Annotated in this window: 23 protein-coding genes; 14 read left to right on the top strand and 9 right to left on the bottom strand. The window is 47.5% G+C overall.

The annotated features are described in order from the left end of the window. Positions 1-106: 106 nt before the first annotated feature. From IC229_RS10980 to IC229_RS10965, 4 genes are all read left to right on the top strand, one after another. Positions 107-787, top strand: coding sequence for a response regulator transcription factor (locus tag IC229_RS10980; RefSeq protein WP_190887012.1), 681 nt, complete (start codon positions 107-109; stop codon positions 785-787). Further along, on the top strand, positions 787-2,169 hold the full coding sequence (locus IC229_RS10975; RefSeq protein ID WP_190887011.1) for a sensor histidine kinase: 1,383 nt from the start codon (positions 787-789) through the stop codon (positions 2,167-2,169). The genes IC229_RS10980 and IC229_RS10975 overlap by 1 nt, the downstream gene beginning before the upstream one ends. 76 nt (positions 2,170-2,245) lie before the next feature. After that, complete coding sequence (locus IC229_RS10970; protein WP_190887010.1) at positions 2,246-3,196, top strand: hypothetical protein; 951 nt, start codon at positions 2,246-2,248, stop codon at positions 3,194-3,196. Positions 3,197-3,242: 46 nt separating this feature from the next. Beyond that, on the top strand, positions 3,243-4,370 hold the full coding sequence (locus IC229_RS10965; protein ID WP_190887009.1) for an endonuclease/exonuclease/phosphatase family protein: 1,128 nt from the start codon (positions 3,243-3,245) through the stop codon (positions 4,368-4,370). A 16-nt stretch (positions 4,371-4,386) separates the two neighbouring features. On the opposite strand, the gene IC229_RS10960 is transcribed toward IC229_RS10965, so the two are convergent. The 3 genes from IC229_RS10960 to IC229_RS10950 all read right to left on the bottom strand — a co-directional run bounded on the left by IC229_RS10960 (position 4,387) and on the right by IC229_RS10950 (position 6,041). Then, complete coding sequence (locus IC229_RS10960) at positions 4,387-4,893, bottom strand: hypothetical protein (protein ID WP_190887008.1); 507 nt, start codon at positions 4,891-4,893, stop codon at positions 4,387-4,389. Between the two features lie 61 nt (positions 4,894-4,954). Then, positions 4,955-5,539 carry a hypothetical protein gene (locus IC229_RS10955; RefSeq protein WP_190887007.1) on the bottom strand — a complete coding sequence of 195 codons (585 nt, stop codon included), beginning with the start codon at positions 5,537-5,539 and terminating at the stop codon, positions 4,955-4,957. Then, positions 5,529-6,041: an RNA polymerase sigma factor gene (locus IC229_RS10950; protein ID WP_190887006.1), complete on the bottom strand. Its 513-nt coding sequence runs from the start codon at positions 6,039-6,041 to the stop codon at positions 5,529-5,531. The genes IC229_RS10955 and IC229_RS10950 overlap by 11 nt, the downstream gene beginning before the upstream one ends. A gap of 206 nt (positions 6,042-6,247) precedes the next feature. Between IC229_RS10950 and IC229_RS10945 the strand changes: the two genes are divergently transcribed. Beyond that, positions 6,248-7,126 carry a glycosyltransferase family protein gene (locus IC229_RS10945; RefSeq protein ID WP_190887005.1) on the top strand — a complete coding sequence of 293 codons (879 nt, stop codon included), beginning with the start codon at positions 6,248-6,250 and terminating at the stop codon, positions 7,124-7,126. A gap of 59 nt (positions 7,127-7,185) precedes the next feature. Here IC229_RS10945 and IC229_RS10940 read toward each other — a convergent pair whose 3' ends face one another. Both IC229_RS10940 and IC229_RS10935 read right to left on the bottom strand, forming a co-directional pair. Continuing rightward, complete coding sequence (locus tag IC229_RS10940) at positions 7,186-8,058, bottom strand: hydroxypyruvate isomerase family protein (protein WP_190887004.1); 873 nt, start codon at positions 8,056-8,058, stop codon at positions 7,186-7,188. A gap of 113 nt (positions 8,059-8,171) precedes the next feature. Then, on the bottom strand, positions 8,172-8,903 hold the full coding sequence (locus tag IC229_RS10935; protein ID WP_190887003.1) for a 3-keto-disaccharide hydrolase: 732 nt from the start codon (positions 8,901-8,903) through the stop codon (positions 8,172-8,174). Between the two features lie 249 nt (positions 8,904-9,152). On the opposite strand from IC229_RS10935, the gene moeB reads away from it, so the two are divergent. The 7 genes from moeB to IC229_RS10900 all read left to right on the top strand — a co-directional run bounded on the left by moeB (position 9,153) and on the right by IC229_RS10900 (position 14,657). Continuing rightward, positions 9,153-10,292 (top strand): molybdopterin-synthase adenylyltransferase MoeB, encoded by a 1,140-nt coding sequence (moeB, locus tag IC229_RS10930; RefSeq protein WP_190887002.1) that lies wholly within the window; start codon positions 9,153-9,155, stop codon positions 10,290-10,292. A 187-nt stretch (positions 10,293-10,479) separates the two neighbouring features. Beyond that, a complete protein-coding gene (locus tag IC229_RS10925) occupies positions 10,480-11,547 on the top strand; it encodes a lysylphosphatidylglycerol synthase transmembrane domain-containing protein (protein ID WP_190887001.1) in 1,068 nt (355 codons plus the stop codon). A 29-nt stretch (positions 11,548-11,576) separates the two neighbouring features. Continuing rightward, complete coding sequence (locus IC229_RS10920) at positions 11,577-11,828, top strand: hypothetical protein (RefSeq protein ID WP_190887000.1); 252 nt, start codon at positions 11,577-11,579, stop codon at positions 11,826-11,828. After that, positions 11,812-12,138 (top strand): type II toxin-antitoxin system RelE/ParE family toxin, encoded by a 327-nt coding sequence (locus IC229_RS10915; protein WP_190886999.1) that lies wholly within the window; start codon positions 11,812-11,814, stop codon positions 12,136-12,138. Before IC229_RS10920 ends, IC229_RS10915 begins: the two co-directional genes overlap by 17 nt. A 9-nt stretch (positions 12,139-12,147) precedes the next feature. Beyond that, complete coding sequence (rfaE2, locus tag IC229_RS10910) at positions 12,148-12,627, top strand: D-glycero-beta-D-manno-heptose 1-phosphate adenylyltransferase (protein ID WP_190886998.1); 480 nt, start codon at positions 12,148-12,150, stop codon at positions 12,625-12,627. Between the two features lie 87 nt (positions 12,628-12,714). Further along, positions 12,715-14,055, top strand: a complete 1,341-nt coding sequence (xylA, locus tag IC229_RS10905) for a xylose isomerase (RefSeq protein ID WP_190886997.1) — start codon at positions 12,715-12,717, stop codon at positions 14,053-14,055. A gap of 137 nt (positions 14,056-14,192) precedes the next feature. Continuing rightward, entirely contained in the window at positions 14,193-14,657 is a 465-nt protein-coding gene (locus IC229_RS10900; RefSeq protein ID WP_190886996.1) for a nuclear transport factor 2 family protein, read from the top strand. On the opposite strand, the gene IC229_RS10895 is transcribed toward IC229_RS10900, so the two are convergent. Next, the gene (locus tag IC229_RS10895; RefSeq protein ID WP_190886995.1) at positions 14,658-15,476 is read right to left on the bottom strand and encodes an enoyl-CoA hydratase-related protein; all 819 of its coding nucleotides are present in this window, start codon (positions 15,474-15,476) and stop codon (positions 14,658-14,660) included. 106 nt (positions 15,477-15,582) lie between these two features. On the opposite strand from IC229_RS10895, the gene IC229_RS10890 reads away from it, so the two are divergent. Continuing rightward, positions 15,583-16,695 (top strand): T9SS type A sorting domain-containing protein, encoded by a 1,113-nt coding sequence (locus IC229_RS10890; protein WP_190886994.1) that lies wholly within the window; start codon positions 15,583-15,585, stop codon positions 16,693-16,695. A gap of 120 nt (positions 16,696-16,815) precedes the next feature. On the opposite strand, the gene IC229_RS10885 is transcribed toward IC229_RS10890, so the two are convergent. Together IC229_RS10885 and accD are read right to left on the bottom strand one after the other, a co-directional pair. Beyond that, positions 16,816-17,793, bottom strand: coding sequence for a radical SAM protein (locus IC229_RS10885; RefSeq protein WP_190886993.1), 978 nt, complete (start codon positions 17,791-17,793; stop codon positions 16,816-16,818). Positions 17,794-17,865: 72 nt separating this feature from the next. Further along, the gene (gene accD, locus IC229_RS10880; protein ID WP_190886992.1) at positions 17,866-18,708 is read right to left on the bottom strand and encodes an acetyl-CoA carboxylase, carboxyltransferase subunit beta; all 843 of its coding nucleotides are present in this window, start codon (positions 18,706-18,708) and stop codon (positions 17,866-17,868) included. 75 nt (positions 18,709-18,783) lie between these two features. On the opposite strand from accD, the gene IC229_RS10875 reads away from it, so the two are divergent. Further along, entirely contained in the window at positions 18,784-19,227 is a 444-nt protein-coding gene (locus IC229_RS10875) for a hypothetical protein (RefSeq protein WP_190886991.1), read from the top strand. A gap of 140 nt (positions 19,228-19,367) precedes the next feature. Here the strand turns inward: IC229_RS10875 and IC229_RS10870 are convergent, their stop codons facing one another. After that, positions 19,368-21,095, bottom strand: a complete 1,728-nt coding sequence (locus tag IC229_RS10870) for a S41 family peptidase (protein WP_190886990.1) — start codon at positions 21,093-21,095, stop codon at positions 19,368-19,370. Positions 21,096-21,120 lie beyond the last annotated feature (25 nt).

The raw sequence follows: 21,120 nt of genomic DNA, 5'->3' as shown, positions 1-21,120 counted from the left end.
TGACAAAAAAGCGACCGGATTAACTGCACCGATCCATCGATAAACATCCTAAAACACCTGTTTATTACGTTATTTACCTACTTTCGGGCGGGGAAATAGCGGTATTATGAAAATTCTGCTGATCGAAGATGAAGTTAAAACGCTTCAGAGCATTAGACAGGGACTAGAAGAACATCAGTGGGACGTCGATATTGCGTACGACGGAAACATGGGTTTTCAGTTGGCTACCCGCTCTAGCTATGCCCTGATTATCAGCGACATTATTCTGCCCGGACTTAACGGTCTCGAGCTTTGCCGAAAACTGCGGGAAGCGAACGTAGCAACGCCTATTTTGATGCTGACAGCACTAAGTACTACTGACGACAAAATCGTGGGACTCGATGCCGGTGCCGATGATTATCTAGTGAAACCGTTCGAGTTTGGAGAGTTGATGGCCAGAGTCAGAGCTCTCACGCGACGTAGCAGTGGTTTGGTACAATCGACCAATCTGCTGAAAATTGCCGATCTGGAATTAAATCCTGATACCAAACAGGTGATACGTGCCGGTAAAGAAATTACGCTGACAGCCAAGGAGTTTCAGCTTCTCGAATACTTCCTGCGAAATCAGGGACGGGTTATTTCCAAAGTGGAGTTGGCCGAACGGTTGTGGGATTTGACGTTCGATACGGGCACGAATATCATTGAAGTGTACATCAATTTCCTTCGTAAAAAGGTTGATAAGGATTTCGAGCCTAAATTGCTTCATACACAGATCGGTATGGGCTACGTCGTAAAAGTTGTGGCGTAATGGTAAATATTCGGACCCGACTTACATACCAATTCATCGCTCTTGTAACGCTGGTGTTGCTGTTTTTCTCACTTGGCGTTTATTTCTTCAGTAAACTTTACCTCGAAAAACGGTTCTTCAAACGCCTTCAGGACCGCGCCGTTACCACGACTACTCTCCTCTTCGATCTCCAGCAAACCGATAGAACGGTACTACGTGTTATCGACGCATCCGACAAAGAGCCTTTATTATCAGAGAACATTACGGTCTATAACCAGAAAACCAAACAGGTTCTGTTTAGCAGCAATCCGGCCAACACGCAGTTTCACGAGCAGTTTATTCCGCAACTCGACTCGGCCCAACAGACGTTATATCTGCGTAAAAATGAGTATCAGATCGTAGCCATTCATTTGACTTCCAATAAAGCCAGTAATTGGGTGATTATCAGTGGCATTGATCAGGCTGGAAGAGAAGCTCTCGATGATCTCAAAAAGATTTTGCTGGTCATGATATTGGTCGCTATTCTGCTACTGGGTGTTTCGGGATGGGTCTTTGCCGACCGCGCACTGGCGCCTATGTCGGGAATTATTCAGCAGGTCAATACGATTTATCCGGCCAATCTGGAAAAGCGCGTCGAACACCCGAACCGCTCCGACGAAATCGGGTTGCTCGTCGCTACGTTCAATCAACTGCTCGACCGCATTGATCAGGCGCTGACTACGCAGAAAATGTTCATTGCCAACGTATCACACGAACTGAAAAACCCACTCACGAAAATCAATTCGCAAATCGACGTAGCACTGATCCAGAAACGCAACCCCGACGTTTATGAACGAACGTTACGTTCACTACAGGAAGACACGCGTACGTTGACACAGTTAACCAATACGTTGCTGGAGCTGGCCAATACGTCGATTCGGGTTGATACGTTGCCGTTTGAGTCGGTTCGAGTCGATGAGTTGCTTTGGGAAGCCAAAACGCAGGTACAGGAATGGCACGATACGTATCGAATTAACCTCACTTTTCCCGATTTTCCGGACGAAGAAGAAGCCTTGATTGTTTCAGGAAACCGGGCGTCGTTGAAGGTTTTGCTCATGAATTTGATCGACAATGCCTGCAAATTTTCGCCAACCAGCACCGCCAACGTCGATTTCCGTTCGAAAGGAGGAAGGATAACAGTGTCGGTTTTTAATGAAGGCCCGCAGATACCGGAAGCTGATTTGCCTCATGTTTTCCAACCTTTTTTCCGAAGTAATTCAACGGCTCAATCGAGCAAAGGACACGGCGTAGGTCTCGCCGTAGTGTGGCAGGTTACTCAAATTCATAAAGGGTCTATTCAAGTGAATTCTGGACCAAAAGGCACTACGTTTACCTTTATCCTTTCCTGTTCTGAGACATTTTAAGGTCATTTTAAAGTCAGCTTAAGTCGAGCTTAAGTTTGATGTTGTTGCTTTGTGGCATACAACCTGAAAAGATTTTATGGAAATGCAGGCCGCAACGAATCGTTCGGGCGCCACAAATATGATACTTGGCGCATTGCTGGGTATACTGGCCTTGCTGGCTTACCTGTTTCTCGGCTCCCGCAACGAAACGCTTGAAGTTCAGAAACTTCTGACGACTAAAGTCGAGCAATTCGCCGTTACACAAGCCCGCCTTGACTCCATTTCGACCGTACTGGATAAGAAAATCATCGAAGCGCGGCAGTTGGGTGGCAGCGTGGTTGAACTGGAACGTATCAAACGGCACTTGGAGGCCGACAAGAAGAAACTGAAGTACGATTTAAGCTTTTCGATTCAGCAGTACAACTTCAAAATCAGGGATTACAAGAATTTTCTGGCTCAGAATGAGAGCAATGTGCGTGCGCTGAAAGCCGAAAACGGTACGTTGCTCAGTCGAACTAAAACGCTCGAACAGGAGAAAGAAACGATTCTCAATGAGAACGCAGGCTTAAAACAGGAAAAGGCCGCTCTCTCCAAAACGCTGGTCGATTACTCGCAGGAAAACGCTGATTTACATGACAAAATGACGTTAGCGTCAGCCATGAAAGCGGTCAATCTGGAAGTGCTGGCCGTGGCGGCTAACGGAAAAGAGCGCCGGGGTGGTTCGTATAAATCGTCGCGCATCGACCGGCTGAAATTTACGTTCATCATGCCGTCGAATCCGGTAGCTTCGAAAACGAACAAAGATATCTACGTCCGCCTGACCGATGCCAATGGAGCCGTCGTAAGTGAAAGCGGCTTTGGAGGCATCCTGACATTCGACGGTCAAGAACTCGGTTACAGCATCCGCCAGTCGGTGCCGTTCGAAAATAACGACCAACGGGTTGACATCCTTCTCCGGCGTGAAGCTCCTTATAAACCAGGAACTTATAATGTAGAGTTATTTACTGAAGGCTTCAAAATAGGTGACGCCCATTTCGAAGTGAAATAAGTACTGGCTTCTCGGTTCCATTTTCTTCCTCTCAACAAATACAACCATGACTACGTCTACTGAATTTCGGGATTTGCTACGTCCAGCCATACTACGTTCGGGAAGTGGGTTACAGGAAGTTGTACACTACGTTGTCAGCAAATACAAGCAGTTTCCGGTTGCCTATACCCTGTTGAGCTATCTATTTTTCACGATGGCTTTCTGCTATTATCCGATGATCGACCATTGGCTGACAGGGTTCATTATGATGAGTTTGCCCCTGGCGGTAGTTGGCGGATTCGCAGCCTGCCTTTATCTATTCTACAAAAAACAGTCGCTGGTTGCCACAGCTGGTTTAATCTGGGTCTTGTTTTCGTTTGTCGTGGCGAAACGCCTGGTTGGAAACAGCGATGGCGAACTGAATACGGGAAACGGGCAACCGCTGAACGTACTGAGTTTCAACAGCGAAACCTTTTTGCTCAACCCACATGGGCGCGGCTTCGACCCAACGGCGCTGAAAGCCGATATTGCCTGCTTTCAGGAGTATTCGCCGAATGTGCTCATCGAGCGTCAATACGTCAATAAGCTTGAGAAATTAAGCTGCTTCGAAAAAGATCGGCAAGTTGGACTGGCTTTGTTCTCCAGTTACCCGATTGTTAGAAAATACAGCCGCATCTGGAATCGACCTAACGGCCCGGAAATCAATGGTTTCCTTTGCGCTGATATAGCTTATGGAAACGATACAATTCGGGTCGTGAATGTGCATTTGTGGTCGATGGGTGTTCGAACGGACCAGTTGATAAAATCGCTAAAAGCCGGAAATATTGGCCAGTCTTTTTTGGCTTTTGCGGATATTTTCAGCCGCTTGAAAGAAGGTTTCGAAAACCGGAATGAGCAGCTATCAGAAGTCGAATCCTATGTAGTAGGCAGTCGTTATCCGGTTCTGATATGTGGTGATTTCAACGAATTGCCCATTGGTTATTCGTATGGAAAGTTGAGTCAGAATTTCCAAAATGCTTTTGAGGAAGCGGGTCAGGGACTTGGTTTCACCCTGAATCGGCACCCCTACTGTGCCCGCATCGACCAGCAATTTGTTAGCCACCACTGGCAGATTAAAACGTGCCAGACCTTATCAGGTATTTCCTTCTCCGACCACTTCCCCGTACTGGCACAATACGTATTGAAAGCCCAGTAAACCGTAACAGGCTATTTCACGCTGTTACAACCATCGCGGACATCATTGACATATAATAGTTTGCACAGTGTAACGAAGCCAGCAGAATTATTTCTTTATTCGGAAAAGATTCAAAACTATCCGACGTTGTTAGCTGGTATTCATAATTCATCAGGTTCCATTTCAGATGGGGCTTCATGACTAAAAGCTCAATTCCTTCTGGGTCCACTAGTGTAAATGATTCTTTAAAAACACCCTGGTGCTTAAAAAGATAACCTTTCTCAAGGCCATTAAAATAAGTTTGAACAACAATCTCACCATGCCAATTCATATTGAATTTTAGTAGCACTTTGCTGGCTTCTTTTAGTTCAATCGTTGTTCCCCAAAACCCTTTAGGTTCAACTTGATAAACCGAGTTGTTTGCCAGTTCGAGTAATGCATTAAACTTGAACCAACTTCTGTAGGAAAGTTTTCCAATTAATTTGTCGTCTTGTGTCAAAACGAACGATAATGCGTTGGTTGATTTTGCCTGATAGTCTGCCATAGTCGTTTTACTAGTTTTAGTTGGTGTAATCCGTTTTGGTTGTCGTAATTCGGCGAGTGATTTATTGAGTGACCACTTCTTCCTGAAGTTTTTTTTGCAGCTTCTCCAGTTCTCGTTTTTTACCTTTGTAAATGCTGTGTTCCCAGCCGCTCACAAAGTAGGCTGCCCCAAAAAGGAGTAATAGACCCAGCACCTGCCAGACTGATTTCCCGCTCTCCCAAACACCTATTAGGCAAAAAGTGATAATAGGCAGCATATTCCAGCGCATCAGGCGGGAAAGACGAACCTGGTAGGTGGCTATTGAGAGCGCATGTTTTAACTCGCCAAGCATGGAACGATCAATAAATTCATGTTCCCTTTTTAATCGCTGAATTCGACTGATTAAACTATACAAGCCAGTCGCCAACGTCCAGCCAGCCAGCAGATACATGAACAAATTCGCTGAATTGTTAACTATATTGACTCCAAACAAAGAAAAACCAGCCACTATATATACGTACGTTAAAACCAGTTCACTTTTATTGGTAATATGATGAACCTGGCTTTTTTGGGCTAGAATATGCCTGTTTAATGCCTCTTCATTAATAACCCAGAGTGGCTCCTTGGTCTGAGAATCCCAGATTTTTTGCAATTCGTCAAATTCCATGATAATCCTGCTGTTTAGACTTAGTGATTAGCTGTTTCTTGATTCGATTGATTTTTACCCCAACATTTGATTCCGAAATACCAAGAATAGTGGCCATTTCTTTATAGCTAAACCCATCCAGTAACAGTAAGGAAAGGGATTTATCAATTTCGTCGAGTTTATAGATTTCCTCATAGAGCCAGGTGAGTCGTTCATCAATCTGGCTGACTGACTCAAATAAGATAGGCTGTAGGTGCTCAAGCGGTTGATTGGTATGGGTATGTTTACGCTCTTTATTGACCCATTTAATAGCCGTATTCAGGGCAATACGATAAATCCAGGTGGTATTGGAAGACTCTTGCCTGAAGCTTGGAATAGAATGCCAGACCTGAATGATGATCTCCTGGAAAAGGTCATCCTGATCCATGGACGTTCGAGCGTAAGACCGTACTACTTTAAAGAGTAGTGCCTTATGCTGGGCAAGCCACTTGTTAAATATAAGGTTCTGTTCCAGCTCACTCATGCTACCAGACATTTACCCATTAGTACTCGTCATGAAGTGAAAACTTACAGAACCCCAAAAAATAGGGTAATTCTAGATTATTCGCCACAACTTGATTCTATAACCGGAACCCGCTTCCCTCCTATGGAAGATCGCTCATCAATCTGGTCCACGGCAACAGAAAACGAACGTATCTTTACCGGGTCGAAGTCAACCCGCTCGTTTGTATGAAAGTAGCCGGATTCAGTTTTATCCGTAATGCCGTTTTATTTGATTACCCGATTGTAGAAGCCATTACGTCGGTTCTGCCCCTTTGCGACGAATTTGTTGTTGCCGTTGGCGAATCCGACGATGATACGTTGCAACTGATTCAATCCATCCCGTCCGACAAGATACGTATCATTCACACCGTCTGGGATCAAAGTGCTCAGTCACACGCGGGCGGACGCGTACTGGCGCAGGAAACCGACAAAGCCCTCGCAGCCGTTTCGGCCGACGCCGATTGGGCCTTTTATATTCAGGGCGACGAAGTACTGCATGAAGATTCAATACCTGTTGTTCGGGAAGCGATGCAAACGTATCAGAATGACAAAAACGTAGAAGGATTGCTGTTTAACTACGTTCATTTTTATGGCTCGTACAGCTACGTTGGTGATTCCCGGCGGTGGTATCGGCGCGAAATTCGGGTGATTCGGAACACGGGCAACGTAGCGTCGTATAAAGACGCGCAGGGTTTCCGCACCCGCGATAATCAGAAGCTAAAGATCAAACTAATCGACGCCTACATTTATCACTACGGTTGGGTCAAACCGCCTGAAACGCAGAAAAAACGACTTCGGTACGCTAACCGATTCTGGCACCGGGCCGACACCATCGAGCAGGCTCACCAATCACTTGAAACGTTCGATTATAGCGGCATCGACTCACTGGCTCCGTTTACAGGCAAGCACCCCGCGGTAATGCAGCCCCGCGTCGACCGTCAGAACTGGCAGTTTTCATTCGACACCCGCCAAAAAAAATATTCGCCCCGCGTCCGTTTCCTGACTTTCATCGAGAAACTAACCGGCTGGCGAATAGGAGAATACAAGAATTATAAAATGGCATAGGGCAGAGGGTAAAGGTGAAGAATTGATTTTACCCTATGCCCTCCACTCCATACACTATGCTACACATCACAAATCGCAATTGATTCTTTCAGGCTGGTGAGTGGGTCGCGTTTGGGGATGAACTCCTGCGCCACGAAGCCTTTGTAGCCCGTATCGACAATGGCTTTCATGATCGCTGGATAGTACAATTCCTGCGTCTCATCGATTTCGTTACGTCCGGGATTGCCACCGGTATGGTAGTGCCCGAAATACTGGTAATTATTTCGAATGGTACGTATGATATCGCCTTCCATGATCTGCATGTGGTAGATATCGTACAGCAGTTTGAAATTCTCCGAACCAACTTTCTTACAAAGTTCAACGCCCCAGGCACTGTGATCACACATGTAATCTTTATGGTCAACTTTGCTGTTGAGCAATTCCATAATCATCGTAACACCATGCTTTTCAGCGCTGGACATCAGACGTTTCAGGCCAACAGCGCAGTTTTCCATGCCCTGCTCATCGCTCATACCCCGGCGGTTGCCCGAAAAGCAGATTACCGATTTCAAACCAGCCTCTTTCAGTTGCGGAAAAATTGCTTCGTAGCTGGCTACCAGTTCGTCATGTAGTTTCAGGTCATTAAATCCTTCTAAAATACCCTTTCCAGCGCCCTGCGGCATGGAGCAGGTCAGGCCGTATTTTTTCAGTGTAGGCCATTCTTTGGGACCGGTTAGATCGATACCGACAATGCCCATATCCTTCGCAGCTTTGCAAAGATCATCGAGCGGAATTTTGCTGTAACACCAGCGGCAAACCGCGTGGTTGATACGTCCTTTCAGCAGCGGGGCAGTTGATTCAGATGAGGTCATGGAGCTTGCAAACGAATTGGTCAGGGCGGGCAAGGTAAGCGCCGTACCAGTTAGGGTTTTGAGGGCCGTTCGGCGTTGCATAATGTTTGTGTTTTGTAGAGACCGGTCCGCCGTTGCGGGGGTATGCCCTGTCTCCTGTGCGTCAGCAAAAACCATCCGGTCAGGAGACAAGGCATGCCTTGTCTCTACCGTTGTTACAATTCACGAACCCGGATGTTGCGGAACCAGACTTTGTTACCGTGATCCTGAAGCGCAATATGACCGGATGAATACTTCCCAAAGCCTTCCCAACCTTTGAATTTACTCTCCTCTACCATTTTATCCCACTCAGGACCGCTGGTTGGATAGTCGGCCGTTTTTTTGCCGTTCAGGTATTGCTCAGCATGGCCTTTTTTAACAACCAACCGAGCCTTGTTCCATTCGCCAACTGGCTTAGCGGCATTAGGCGTAATAGGTTTCTGCATGTCATACAGTGCACCGGCCGTACGGTTACCATCGCGACCTTGTTTAGCGTCTGGATGCTTTTCGTTATCAAGCACCTGCATTTCGGGGCCGGTCTGATACGTAGCTTTGAATTTAGGGTCTTCATGAACGTGGTAGATGATTCCACTGTTGCCAGCTTCAGCAATTTTCCACTCCAGTTCCAACTCAAAATCACCGTATTCCTTGTCAGAAACCAGGTCACCAGCTCTACCGGCAGTCAGGTGAATGGCTCCATTGTCAACCGTCCATTTGTCGGATATCGGCTCTCCGGGTTTCAGGTAGTTATGCCATCCTTTCAGGGTTTTTCCGTCGAAAATGTTCTCCCAGGGGCCATCTTTTACTGCTTTTTGCGGCTGAGGAGTGGGATTCGCGTTGAGTGTTAACGTAAGGGCCAGCAGGGCAGATCCGATACTACCTGCTGCCGAAAAACGCACATGGTTCATAGTTAAGAATCGTTTGGATTTTGTCGGGGCAATAGTACTAAAAAATAGAACACATCAATACTACGTTCCGTTAAGGAATAGACTTTATTGTAGTATTTTACGGAAAAGTGAATACGACCGCATACTAAAATCTGATTATCGTCGACCTACAATTATTTGCGTTTACGCCTTTCCGTATGCAATTTTTGCTCCCTTAAAACTGTTTGTTTTATGCACCTTTTCCGTGCATTGACTCTATTTTCTACTCCCATGGAAGCGACGTCGTTAGTACCCGCTGAAAAGCAACGCTATCAGAAACACCTCAATCTACCCGAAATCGGTCCTGCTGGTCAATTGAAGCTCAAAAATGCTCGTGTGCTGGTGGTTGGAGCGGGAGGTCTGGGGTGCCCAGTGTTGCTGTATCTGACGGCGGCTGGCGTAGGAACCATCGGAGTTATCGACCCCGATGTAGTAGACCTGAGCAATTTACAGCGGCAAGTGCTGTACACAACCGATGAAGTCGGTAAACCCAAAGCCAAAGTGGCCGTGAGCCATTTAAAGCGGCTGAATCCTACGCTTCACTTCGATACGTATACCATGGTACTCGACATCAGCAACGCCCGCGCTATCATCGAAGGGTACGACGTAGTGATCGACTGCACCGATAATTTCAAGGTACGTTACCTGGTCAATGACGTCTGCGTTACGTTCGGGAAACCGTTTGTGTATGGGGCCATTCATCGCTTCGAAGGTCAGGTTGCCGTCCTGAACGCCGACCTGGGCGACGGACGCCTGGGGCCAACGTATCGGTGCCTGTTTCCGGAATATCCTAACGAGATTGAAATCCCGAATTGCAGCGTTACAGGCGTATTGGGTGTTTTACCGGGCGTGATTGGTACGTATCAGGCCAGCGAAGCCATCAAACTTATTACTGGTATTGGCCAAACCCTGAGCGAACACCTGTTCATGATTGATTTGCTGACGATGAATCAACAGAAAATCAAAACCAAACGACGTAGCGATGCCGTCGAACTAGCCCGACAAGGATTAATTTCGACCAGTTCGCAATCCAGTCCGGGTGAATTGGGCCCTCAAAAAATGTCGGTACAAGAATTAGCCGATCGACTGGCACTGAACGAAGATATTTTCTTACTGGATGTACGCGAACGACCTGAATATGATATGTGCCATTTAGATGGAGCTGTACTGATTCCGGTGAGCATGATTCCAAACAATCGCAAGCGTATTCCTACAGATCGACCTGTTGTGGTGTATTGTCATCATGGTATCCGCTCGGACAACGTAGCGCAGTATTTGTACGCACAGGATGGTTTCAACAATTTATACAATCTAGAAGGCGGCATTCACGCCTGGGCGCGGGAAATTGAGCCTGAAATGGCGGTTTATTAGAAAGTTGTAAATTGTAGGGTTATAGGGTTGTATGGTTAGCTGACGCATTCATAGAAACTTTACAGCTCTTTTTAAGAGCCGCTCGGTAAGCCTTTACGTTAATAATACCATCCTTTTGGCTGAAACTCCGTTACTTTGCAACGGAGTTTTTTTATACACGCTGCTTTGATGCCGCGTTACGTTCGGTATGAATCTCAAAAATATCCTAAAATACCTCATTTCACTGGCCATCGCCGGGGGACTACTTTATTTTACGTTTCAGCAAAGTCATCTCGACGCGGGAGATTTATGGCAAAAAATACAGGCCGCCGATTACCGCTGGGTACTCTTGTCGGCTGTGCTGACCATCGTAGCGCACTGGAGCCGCGCAGAGCGTTGGCGTACTCTGCTGGAACCGGTTGTGCCTCAACGTCCTACTTCGCTGGAAGCTACGGTGAGCGTACTGACTGGTTATTTAGCGAATATGGCTCTGCCCCGTGCGGGTGAAGTGGCTCGTTGTGGTACGTTGTATCGCTTGTCGGGACGGTCCGGCGCTCCGGTTCCGGTTAACGTGAGTTTTGGTACCGTTGTGGCCGAACGCTTGTTCGATTTACTCATGCTGATTTTACTGCTGGGTGCTACGTTCGTGCTGGAGTTTGACCGATTGAGCCAGTTTTTCATGGAGTTTCTGGGCGGCAAACTACCCAAGGGTTCAAGTGGATCAAACTTGCTGATCCTGGGTGCAGCCGTGGTGCTGGGACTAGGCGTATTAGTTTGGTTTCTTTTCAACCGTTATCGTGAAGCGCTGGGCAAGCATCCACTCTATCAGAAAGTAAGTGGTTTTCTGAAAGGTTTGCTCGACGGGCTGCTAAGTGTTCGCAAACTACGTCGCCCCGGTACGTTTATTTTCCACACGGTGCTTATCTGGACGATGTATTACTTGATGTCATATACGCTATTCTTTGCCCTGCCCTCCACAGAGAATCTGGGTGCGCTGGCCGGCCTCACCATCCTTGTAGTTGGTACGTTGGGCATGGCGGCACCTACACCGGGCGGTATTGGTTCGTTTCACTTACTGGTAGGTCAGGTCGCCCTGTTGTATAATCTCACCGCTCAGGATGGGCAGATTCTGGCTACGTTCATTCACGGCGTTTCGAGCATCATGATTATCATTTTGGGTATTCTGGCGCTGCTCGTCGTTCTCCTTCGACGTAACAAAACCACTACGTTACCCGACGTACTAGACGACCCGAAAGCCATTAAATTGGAACAGTAGTCGCTATATTTGTAAAAAGATGAACGACTATGAGCGTCGCAGAAGAATTGCATAAATCAATTGATGAACTGACTGAAGACCAGCAACAACAATTGCTGGAAACAGTTCGTCTGTTTTTACAGGAGCAATCAGAAACAGACTCCAATAGCCCTGACTATCAGTCATTATTGAGTAAACTTCTGCTAAAACGTTATGAACATTATAAAGCCCATCCTGAAACCGGAATTTCCGCAGAAGAGGCTTCGCGTCGTATTCGCTTAAAGTATGGATGGCCCAAATAAATTTAGAGTTGTCTTTACAGAACAAGCTGACCTTGACCGCGATAGAATCATTGATGAATTGATAAAGCGTAATCCCGAATCAGGACTCCAGTGGCTCGACGCTTATGAATTCACGGAATCACTATTCACCAGCAACCCTTATCTATATCAGGAACATTTGCTGTTTGTCCGACGGGCGCATCTTCGCCGATTTCCGTACACCATTTACTACGTAGTCGATGAAATCAATACCCTTGTGTTAATTATCGCTGTACTTCATCAAAAACAGGATCCAGCTATCATTCTTGAACGGCTCAACATCGAGTTTTGATTTATTCCAATGACCGAATCCAAGATTCTTACGCGTGAACAGGCTATTGAGCAGGCCAACCAATGGCGGGCTGAAGGCCAGCAGATTGTGTTTACTAACGGCTGTTTCGACATCGTTCACCTCGGCCATATCGACTATCTAGAAAAAGCCCGGAACCTGGGCGACAAGCTTATTCTTGGGCTTAATACCGATACGTCGGTAAGCTGCATTAAAGGGCCGCTACGTCCAGTAGTCAATGAATATGCCCGCGCCCGACTCATGGCCGCGCTTGAATTTGTGGATGCCGTTACGTTGTTTGGCGAAGACACTCCACTCGAACTCATTCAGGCTGTTCAGCCCGACGTACTGGTGAAAGGTAATGATTATACGGTGGCTACCATCGTAGGTTCCGATCTGGTGCTGGCTCGTGGAGGTCGTGTTGAAACAGTAGCACTGGTGCCGGGATATTCTACTTCCAGCCTTATCGAACGTATCAAACAAAGTTACTGATACACAAAATCCGTAACTTTGCCAGGACAGTAAGGACTACTTACCTTTGGCTTTTCTCAAGCAATTACTACCTCAACTTTTTTTCACATGTCTGGTACTACGTTAACCCTCGGCGAAAAAACGTATTTCTCTTTTCTGGATAAACCGGTTCAATACGAAGGTCGCGAATCTGATAACCCGCTGGCATTCAAATTCTACGATGCGAATCGTCCCATTCTGGGCACACCCATGAAAGATTTGTTCCGGTTCGCTACGGCTTACTGGCACACCTTCTGCGGCACCGGCGCCGACCCGTTTGGGCCGGGCGTAAAGCACTTCCCGTGGGATGCCAATAAAGATGCATTGGCCGCTGCCCACGACAAGATGGATGCTGCTTTTGAGTTCATTACCAAAATCGGCATGGAATACTACTGCTTCCACGATGTCGACGTAGCACCCGAAGGCAACTCCAACGCCGACTTCGAAAACAACTTCCGCAAAATTGTCGATTACGCCAAGCAGAAACAGGCTGCCAGTGGCGTAAAGCTGCTCTGGGGAACAGCAAATCTGTTCTCGCACGAGCGCTACATGAACGGTGCTTCTACCAATCCAGACTTCCACGTACTGGCTCACGGCGGCTGGCAGGTTAAAAACGCCATCGACGCTACCATCGAATTGGGCGGGCGGGGCTACACCTTCTGGGGAGGTCGGGAAGGCTATATGTCGCTGCTGAATACGAACATGAAGCGCGAACAGGAGCATCTTGGTAAATTCCTGCAAATCAGCCGCGATTATGCGCGCAAACAAGGTTTCAAGGGATCGTTCTACATTGAACCGAAACCGATGGAGCCAACCAAACACCAATATGATTTCGACGCGGCTACGGTGGTTGGTTTTCTGAACCGTTTCGGCCTACAGGATGATTTTGAGTTGAACGTAGAGACGAACCACGCTACGTTGGCCAGCCATACGTTTGCCCATGAATTACAGGTTGCCGCCGACAACAACATGCTGGGTAGCATCGATGCCAACCGGGGTGATTATCAGAACGGTTGGGACACCGACCAGTTTCCTGTGGATGTTTACGAGTTAACTGAAGCGATGCTGGTTATTCTGGAAGCGGGCGGTCTAAAATCAGGCGGTGTCAACTTCGACGCCAAAACCCGCCGGAACTCTACCGACCTCGAAGATATCTTCATTGCCCACATCGGTGGTATGGATACGTTCGCCCGTGCCGCTATTGCCGCCGAAGCCATTCTGGGAAAATCGAAATACAAATCACTACGCTCGGAACGCTACGCCAGCTACGATTCCGGCGAAGGCGCTCGATTCGAAAAAGGCGAACTTACGCTTGAAGATTTGCGCGAATATGCCCTGAGCAACGGTGAGCCCAAGCAGCTTAGCGGTAAGCAGGAGTTGTACGAAATGATTCTAAATCAGTATATTTAGGTTAAAATAAGAGCATTATTTTTGTCATGCTGAGGAACGAAGCATCTTAACGTTTCTAAACAAGTAAGTAAGGAAACGTTAAGATGCTTCGTTCCTCAGCATAACAAAAATGGCTTTTCCATAAACCCGCTACTGCCTTGAAAACGTCGCTGCTCTTCATCAGCCTGCTTGCTAGTCCAGCATTATTCGCCCAGTCTACCGACGAAACTGCGGTTAAAACAACCATCAACACCATGTTTCAGGCCATGCAAAAAGCCGATTCATCGATGCTGAAACCGTTATTTACGCCCAGCGCCCGGCTCCAAACTGTAGTCAACAAACAAGGCGACGTATCAGTACGTGACGAAGCGATTGCCGGGTTTATCAATTCCATTGGCAAGGCGAAAGCGGGTGCCCTCGATGAACGACTTTCGGGCATGGAAATCAAAATCGACGCTGAGATGGCAACAGCCTGGACACCCTATGTATTTTATTATCAGGGTAATAAGAGCCACTGTGGCGTCAATGCCTTTACATTGGTAAAAATGGGCGGAAACTGGAAAATTCAGACCATTATCGACACACGTCGAAAAGAAAATTGCCCGGATTTGCCGAAACAATAATTAGCGTCCTCGCCACTTCGGGGGGCGTTTTTCCAGAAAAGCAGCCATACCTTCTTTGGCATCGGGCGTCTGCTGAAGTTGTTGAAATTGCTCGTACAAATAAGCCTGCTGTTCACCCGATGGCAGGTTTTTTAATTGCTGGTAAGCCCGTAAGCCAAACTGCAATGCGGTCGGCGAAAACTGTTTTAATTCGTCAATCAACGACGTAATGGCCTCATCTAGCTCATCTTTAGCCACTACGTTGCTCACCAAACCAACCTGGTGGGCCTTCTCCGCTGTAAGCGTTTTAGCCCGCAGACATAGGTCGAGAGCTGTATGTGCAGGCATAAGTTCAAGTAGCACCGCCAGCACCTGAAACGGAAAAAGCCCCCGTTTCGCTTCTGGCAAACTGAACGTAGCAGAATCTGCCGCTACTACGTACGTACTACCGCCCACCAGCAAAAATCCACCCGCATAAACTGGTCCCTGCACACGCGCGATGCACGGCTTATGCAGACCAGCCATCAACTCACCAAGCCGAACAGGACCAGCCGGTTCGGGCACTGTTTTCCTTTCAAAATCGTCAATAGATAGGCTTCTCAGGTCCATGCCCGCACAGAACGTATCGCCCGCAGCGGCCAACACTACCATCCAAACGTCGGGAACGTAGTGGGCATACGCCAGTGCAAACGCCAGTTCCGCAAGCATTGGTTGGTGGAGCGCATTCTTTTTTTCAGGGCGATTTAACGTAACGGTTAGTACGTTGTCATTGAGTGTGGTAAGCACGTAGCGGAATCCTTCGGCAGGCAATTGAGCGACTTGTTCGGCAGTGTATAACATGGTCAGAAAGGTACACAAATACCATTTACAAAATAGTTGAAAACTTTTATATGGCTATGTGTCCATTTTGAGTTATCAGGATAAAACTGACATTCCCCTTAACTTCATGAAAATCGTTCTATCCCTGCTCATACTCCTATTGAGTATTCAGACCGTTCAGGCTACGCATTTACAAGGTGGCCATATTCAGGTCAAACCGGTTTCCGGCTCAGCACTTACGTACGAGATTATAGTGACGATCAGTATGGATGATATCGCCGGACGATTAGCTTCGGACGCAGCTACGTCGATAAGTCTTTGTTTTGGCGATGGGACCGTTAGTGAAGTGATACGCCAAAGCCGAGTTTCATCGGCGGATAAATTAACAAGCATAAATATCTATCGCATTATTCACACTTACCCCGGTCCAAGCAACTATAACCTGACCGTCGCCCTTGCCAATCGGACAGTGAACAACAATATTACAGACGCTAATAATCAGCTATTTACACTCAGTACAACGTTTTCGACCAACGTAGCAACTCCAAATCAAACGCCAACACCGAACTTACCCGAAGCTTTTAGGATCGGTGTGAATCAGCAGGCAGTTCTTTCCTTAAAAGCGACCGATCCGGATGGCGATAGTTTGGTATATGGGCTGGCTAAAGTGCTGACCAGTACGTTCAAAGATGCCTGTACGTATCAGTTGGTGCCTTCTTATAAATTTCCTAACGACGTAACAAGAAGAGGAATTTTCAAACTCAATAATCGCTCCGGCGAGTTAACCTGGGACGCCCCGACGCAACAGGGAAACTATAGCGTTGCCATCGTCATATTTGAATACCGGAACGGTGTTCTCATCAGTCAGACGACGCAGGAAATTTCACTAATTGTTGAAGACAAAGCCGGTACGCCCAGCACTATTCCGACGTATGAGCCTGCTATGGAAGGAGCCATTATCACCGCCATTTCAGAATTTTCTGACGCTGACGTAACACTTACCGTCTTTCCGAATCCAGTAGATGACCGGTTACAGGTGGTAATTCAAACCAGTCGGCCCGGTGTCGCCAGTTTGCAACTGTTTGATAACAGCGGTCGAAATCTTCATGAGTTAAGCTTCAAAAAAGCATCCCGGCAACATGAACAGGTTATTAGTATGGATAGCTTATCACCGGGTCAGTACGTGCTACGTGCCGATGTAGCTGGGCGGTCGGTTGTGCGGAAAATTGTGAAAAAGTGAGAAGTCTATTCAAGTCTTTTTTAACCTTTTTGTCATTCTGAGGTACGAAAAATCTTAAAGTATCCTTACCTGAGTGTAAAGACGCTTTAAGATTCTTCGTACCTCAGAATGACAAAAAGGTTAAAAAAGCTGTTTCCAGGTACCTTTGACCCAGTTATATTTTAATGTACTGGGGAGCGCCTGCCAGAAATATTTGTTCACTTCCACGGCAAAAGAAGGCTGCATGTAACAATTAATCGCGCAGCTTTCACAACCGGGTAGTCGTCCTTCCAACGCTACCAGTTTCTGAACTTCCTCAGAACGATACAGGTTAAACAGATTATTGTCGATTGGAAAATCTTTCAGACCTAGATGGTAGCAGGGCAGCACAATTTTATTTTCGGGCGAAATAACGATAGTAGTACTGGCTGCCCGACAAACGGGGTCATCGACTTTATTGCCACCATCCCGACGTAATTGAATAAATCCTTCGTTCAGATACACATTTTTCTGTTTCCCCCATCCCGACAATTGACGTAACGTAGTATCAGTAAAACGTTCGCCGGTCTCAACCGTATTGTACTCGAAAACAGGGTTGAGAATCAGGACCAAATCGTTGGGCAGGCAAATCTCTTCGTGCATCTGCCTGATTTGGTGCGCGTTACGTTCGAAAACCGTAAATAGAATATCAGGGCGTTCGCCCAATTGCCGGGCAATCGCAATCGATTCCATCACTTTATCGAAACACGTAACGCCACGAGAGCGGTCGTGTTCTTCTGCCACCGGCGAATCGAGCGAGAAATGAAGCATATCGACCAGCCCCCGGAGTCGTTCCGCCTGTTTGGGGTAAAGCAGGGCATTGGTTGTAACGGTCGTGATGAAGCCCAGTTGCTTGGCTTCCTGAAGCAATTCGGGCAGTTGGCGGTGCAGTAAAGGTTCCCCGCCTGTAAAATCAATAACCCTGACGCCTAGTTTTTTGAGGTCGCGGAAGTTCTGTCGGGCACTTTCTAACGTAACGTATGGCGAAGGCCGCTCCCAGATGTCGCAAAAACTACAGCTCGCATTGCAGCGATACGTCACGTAGTAATTGCAGAGCACCGGGTGGGATACGAGACGCATAAGGCAGAGGGCATTGGGCATTGGGCATTGGGCAGAAGTGGGTACCCCATGCCCTTACCCCTCTACCCAATGCTACAGGAGCATTTTAAACAAACTTAATACTTTGTCTTTCAAATCTTTCCGATCGACAATGAAGTCAAGGAACCCATGATCGAGGACGAATTCGGCGCTTTGGAAGCCTTTTGGCAAATCTTTTCCAATCGTTTCGCGGATAACACGTGGACCGGCAAAACCAATCAGGGCTTCTGGTTCCGCGATATTGAAATCACCCAACATAGCGTAGGAAGCTGTTACGCCACCTGTTGTCGGATCAGTCAAGAGCGAAATGTAAGGCAATTTGGCTTTGTCGAGCAGGGCCAGTTTGGCCGATGTTTTGGCCATTTGCATCAGCGAGAAACCAGCTTCCATCATCCGGGCACCACCAGATCGCGAAATCATCAGAAACGGCGTTTTGTTCTGAATAGCGTGATCGATAGCGCGGGCAATCTTTTCACCAACTACCGAACCCATCGAGCCGCCGATAAAGTTGAAATCCATGACAGCTATCGTAACAGTTAGTCCGTTTACAGGACCGTGCGCTGTCCGAACGGCATCTTTCAGGCCGGTTTTCTCAATGGTCGACTTAATCCGCGCTGGGTAAGGCTTGGTATCCACAAAATGGAGCGGATCGCCCGACCGCATATCGGCATCCATCTCCGTGAACTCGTTCTCATCGAACAGAATCGAAAAGTAAGCTTCTGAGCCTATTTTTTCGTGGTAATTGCAGTGAACACAGGTATAGGCATTGAGCTTATGCTCCCGTGTCTGCATTGCTTTTTTACAGTTGGGACACTGATACCACAAGCCGTCGGGAGCTTCCCGCTTCATTTCGGTTGGGGTCTGAATCCCTTTATCTTTTCGGACGAACCAAGACATTTCCAGAGGGTGATTATCGAAAAAAGAGCCGTAAAGGTACAAAGAAAACAGGTAGAAAGTTGTTGTTTTGCGGCTATGAAACACGTACTAATCGCTTTGCTGTTGGGGAGCGCCCTATCGGCCTTCGGACAGGCATCAGTCGCCTATTATCCATTTAATAACGTAGTGTCGGTTAGTACCAACTCCGACCGGGGCTTCTGGCTCGACGCCCGAATGCAAACCAATACGTTGTTTGGGTCGCTCAGCACAACTATTTGTCCGATGATTAACGTATCGCGCCAGACGCAGGTCAATTACTATACCGGGCTGGGCATTCGGTTCAACGCGTTGAACGGCATCGACAACCGCGATGTTCTGGAAGGTTACTCGCTGCACATAGGTGTTCGAATTAAGCCGCTTACATTTATGCCTAATCTACGTATCGCTTTCGAAATTGCGCCTTATTCCCGCAAAGATTTCAAAACCGGCAATCTTCAGTCGTTTCTGGGCTTTGCATACCAGTTTAAAAAGCGGCAGTAATTAGGCTCCACCTGTCGAAGTCGCGATAGTGACTAATTAGGTCTATACTACGTAGCTGACAGCCAGCGCCTGTCGCGGCCAAAAACGGCGAAGGGAACCGTTAATCAGTTCCCTTCGCCGTTTTTATTAAGTATTACGTCTTATTTCTGATTATACGAAAACATGCCGTGTTCCAGTTTATCGGCCCGGTCGAATAGCTTGATGGCTTTCTGATACGTATCGTCAGTTTGGGCGATTACACGGAAAAACTCGTTGTTCTGACCGCCCTTGTTGCTTTTCTGGAACACCGTCCGCGCCACCAGCGCTTTAATCTGATTACGGATGTAGTTTTTCGAACGATTAAATTCTTTCTCATTAAACTTAATCCCTTCAGCAGTAGCGTCTTTTACCAGACGATTCATCTGATCGTCACCAATAACAACGGCTTTATCGAACTCGGCAAACGACATCTTTTCGAGTTTTTTCCGATTGTCATTGGTGTACTCCATCGCAAATTCACGAATGATATTCTTGCTGTATAGGTGAATCAGGTAAGGTGTTTGCCAGCTCGAATCACGCGGAATAAAGTAGTCAGGCGTAATGCCACCTCCTCCATAAACTACCCGACCACCATCGGTTTTGAATTTCAGTTTAGGGTCGTTTTTGATCGAATCAGCAATGTAATATTCGCCCCGTTTCGAGCGGACTTCGAGATCTTTTTCGTAATCGCCTTCATGACCCGGTACGTAAGGCTTCTGAATGCTACGTCCGCTGGGCGTGTAATAGCGCGAAATCGTCAGTCGGAGTTCAGAACCGTCCGACAACGTAACGGGCATCTGTACCAGCCCTTTACCAAACGACCGCCGACCTGCAATCAGCGCCCGGTCGTGATCCTGCAAAGCACCAGCCACAATCTCGGAAGCCGACGCACTGCCTTCATCGACCAGCACCACTAAGGCACCTTCTTCAAACTGTCCCGTAAAGCGGGCGAAAGTTTTGCGGTCGTAGCGGTTGTCTTTACCGTCGGTGTAAACCAGCAACTTATTGCCCGAAATAAATTCGTCGGCAATGCTGGTAGCGCGGTCCATATAGCCGCCGGGGTTGTTACGTAAGTCGAGTAGGAGTTGCGACATTCCCTGCGATTTCAGCGAAGTCAACGCTGTTTTAAACTCGTCGTACGTAGTTTCGGAGAATCGGTTGATTTTCAGATAGCCCGTTTTGGCGTCGATCATGTAGGCCGCATCGACAGAATACGTTGGAATCCGGTCGCGGGTGATGGCGAATACTTTAGGCTCTTTATCGCCTTTGCGCAAGATGGTCAGTTTCACCTCCGAACCACGTTTGCCACGTAGTGCCTTAAAAACAGCACTATTTTCAATTTTCCCTCCCGCCAGCGGCTTATCATCGACTTTGATAATTTTATCGCCACTCAGAATACCAGCCGCTTCCGACGGGCCACCCGCCAGCGGAGTTACTACGTAGACGGTGTCTTTGTAGATGTTGAATTCAACACCGATTCCATCGAAACCACCTTCCAACTGCGACCGGGCCGCAACGGCATCCTGCGGATTCATATAGGCCGTATGTGGGTCGAGTTTCTGGAGCATTTTCTCAATCGAGAAATCAACCAGATCGTCCGTATTGACCGTATCAACGTAGTTGTTTTCAATCAATTGAAGAATTTCCCGGTATTTGGTATAACCCCGGCCAATGCTGTTCAGGCTCTTGGTGCCCCCGAAGAACGTAGCGCCAATGAGCATGCCACCGGCCAGTGTGATTCCCACGAGCATCGGCAGCCGAACGGTCGCTTTATCATTCTGAATCCGATTTGTGGGTCCACCTGCATCCTCACGCATGGGCTCGTTCTCAAATTTATTTTCTGTATCCATCTGGACGTAATGAGCTGAGTAGTCT

The sequence above is a fragment of the Spirosoma profusum genome (genome assembly GCF_014699005.1).
Classification (GTDB): Bacteria; Bacteroidota; Bacteroidia; order Cytophagales; family Spirosomataceae; genus Spirosoma; species Spirosoma profusum.
Note: the sequence above shows the minus strand (reverse complement) of the source record. Positions and strands in the feature narration are given on the sequence as shown.

Excerpts from the sequence above, each read along its gene's own strand:
- IC229_RS10980 (WP_190887012.1), top strand. The coding sequence starts at position 107 with ATGAAAATTCTGCTGATCGAAGATGAAGTTAAAACGCTTCAGAGCATT.
- IC229_RS10975 (WP_190887011.1), top strand. The coding sequence starts at position 787 with ATGGTAAATATTCGGACCCGACTTACATACCAATTCATCGCTCTTGTA.
- IC229_RS10970 (WP_190887010.1), top strand. The coding sequence starts at position 2,246 with ATGGAAATGCAGGCCGCAACGAATCGTTCGGGCGCCACAAATATGATA.
- IC229_RS10965 (WP_190887009.1), top strand. The coding sequence starts at position 3,243 with ATGACTACGTCTACTGAATTTCGGGATTTGCTACGTCCAGCCATACTA.
- IC229_RS10960 (WP_190887008.1), bottom strand. The coding sequence starts at position 4,893 with ATGGCAGACTATCAGGCAAAATCAACCAACGCATTATCGTTCGTTTTG.
- IC229_RS10955 (WP_190887007.1), bottom strand. The coding sequence starts at position 5,539 with ATGGAATTTGACGAATTGCAAAAAATCTGGGATTCTCAGACCAAGGAG.
- IC229_RS10950 (WP_190887006.1), bottom strand. The coding sequence starts at position 6,041 with ATGAGTGAGCTGGAACAGAACCTTATATTTAACAAGTGGCTTGCCCAG.
- IC229_RS10945 (WP_190887005.1), top strand. The coding sequence starts at position 6,248 with ATGAAAGTAGCCGGATTCAGTTTTATCCGTAATGCCGTTTTATTTGAT.
- IC229_RS10940 (WP_190887004.1), bottom strand. The coding sequence starts at position 8,058 with ATGCAACGCCGAACGGCCCTCAAAACCCTAACTGGTACGGCGCTTACC.
- IC229_RS10935 (WP_190887003.1), bottom strand. The coding sequence starts at position 8,903 with ATGAACCATGTGCGTTTTTCGGCAGCAGGTAGTATCGGATCTGCCCTG.
- moeB (WP_190887002.1), top strand. The coding sequence starts at position 9,153 with ATGGAAGCGACGTCGTTAGTACCCGCTGAAAAGCAACGCTATCAGAAA.
- IC229_RS10925 (WP_190887001.1), top strand. The coding sequence starts at position 10,480 with ATGAATCTCAAAAATATCCTAAAATACCTCATTTCACTGGCCATCGCC.
- IC229_RS10920 (WP_190887000.1), top strand. The coding sequence starts at position 11,577 with ATGAGCGTCGCAGAAGAATTGCATAAATCAATTGATGAACTGACTGAA.
- IC229_RS10915 (WP_190886999.1), top strand. The coding sequence starts at position 11,812 with ATGGATGGCCCAAATAAATTTAGAGTTGTCTTTACAGAACAAGCTGAC.
- rfaE2 (WP_190886998.1), top strand. The coding sequence starts at position 12,148 with ATGACCGAATCCAAGATTCTTACGCGTGAACAGGCTATTGAGCAGGCC.
- xylA (WP_190886997.1), top strand. The coding sequence starts at position 12,715 with ATGTCTGGTACTACGTTAACCCTCGGCGAAAAAACGTATTTCTCTTTT.
- IC229_RS10895 (WP_190886995.1), bottom strand. The coding sequence starts at position 15,476 with ATGTTATACACTGCCGAACAAGTCGCTCAATTGCCTGCCGAAGGATTC.
- IC229_RS10890 (WP_190886994.1), top strand. The coding sequence starts at position 15,583 with ATGAAAATCGTTCTATCCCTGCTCATACTCCTATTGAGTATTCAGACC.
- IC229_RS10885 (WP_190886993.1), bottom strand. The coding sequence starts at position 17,793 with ATGCGTCTCGTATCCCACCCGGTGCTCTGCAATTACTACGTGACGTAT.
- accD (WP_190886992.1), bottom strand. The coding sequence starts at position 18,708 with ATGTCTTGGTTCGTCCGAAAAGATAAAGGGATTCAGACCCCAACCGAA.
- IC229_RS10875 (WP_190886991.1), top strand. The coding sequence starts at position 18,784 with ATGAAACACGTACTAATCGCTTTGCTGTTGGGGAGCGCCCTATCGGCC.
- IC229_RS10870 (WP_190886990.1), bottom strand. The coding sequence starts at position 21,095 with ATGGATACAGAAAATAAATTTGAGAACGAGCCCATGCGTGAGGATGCA.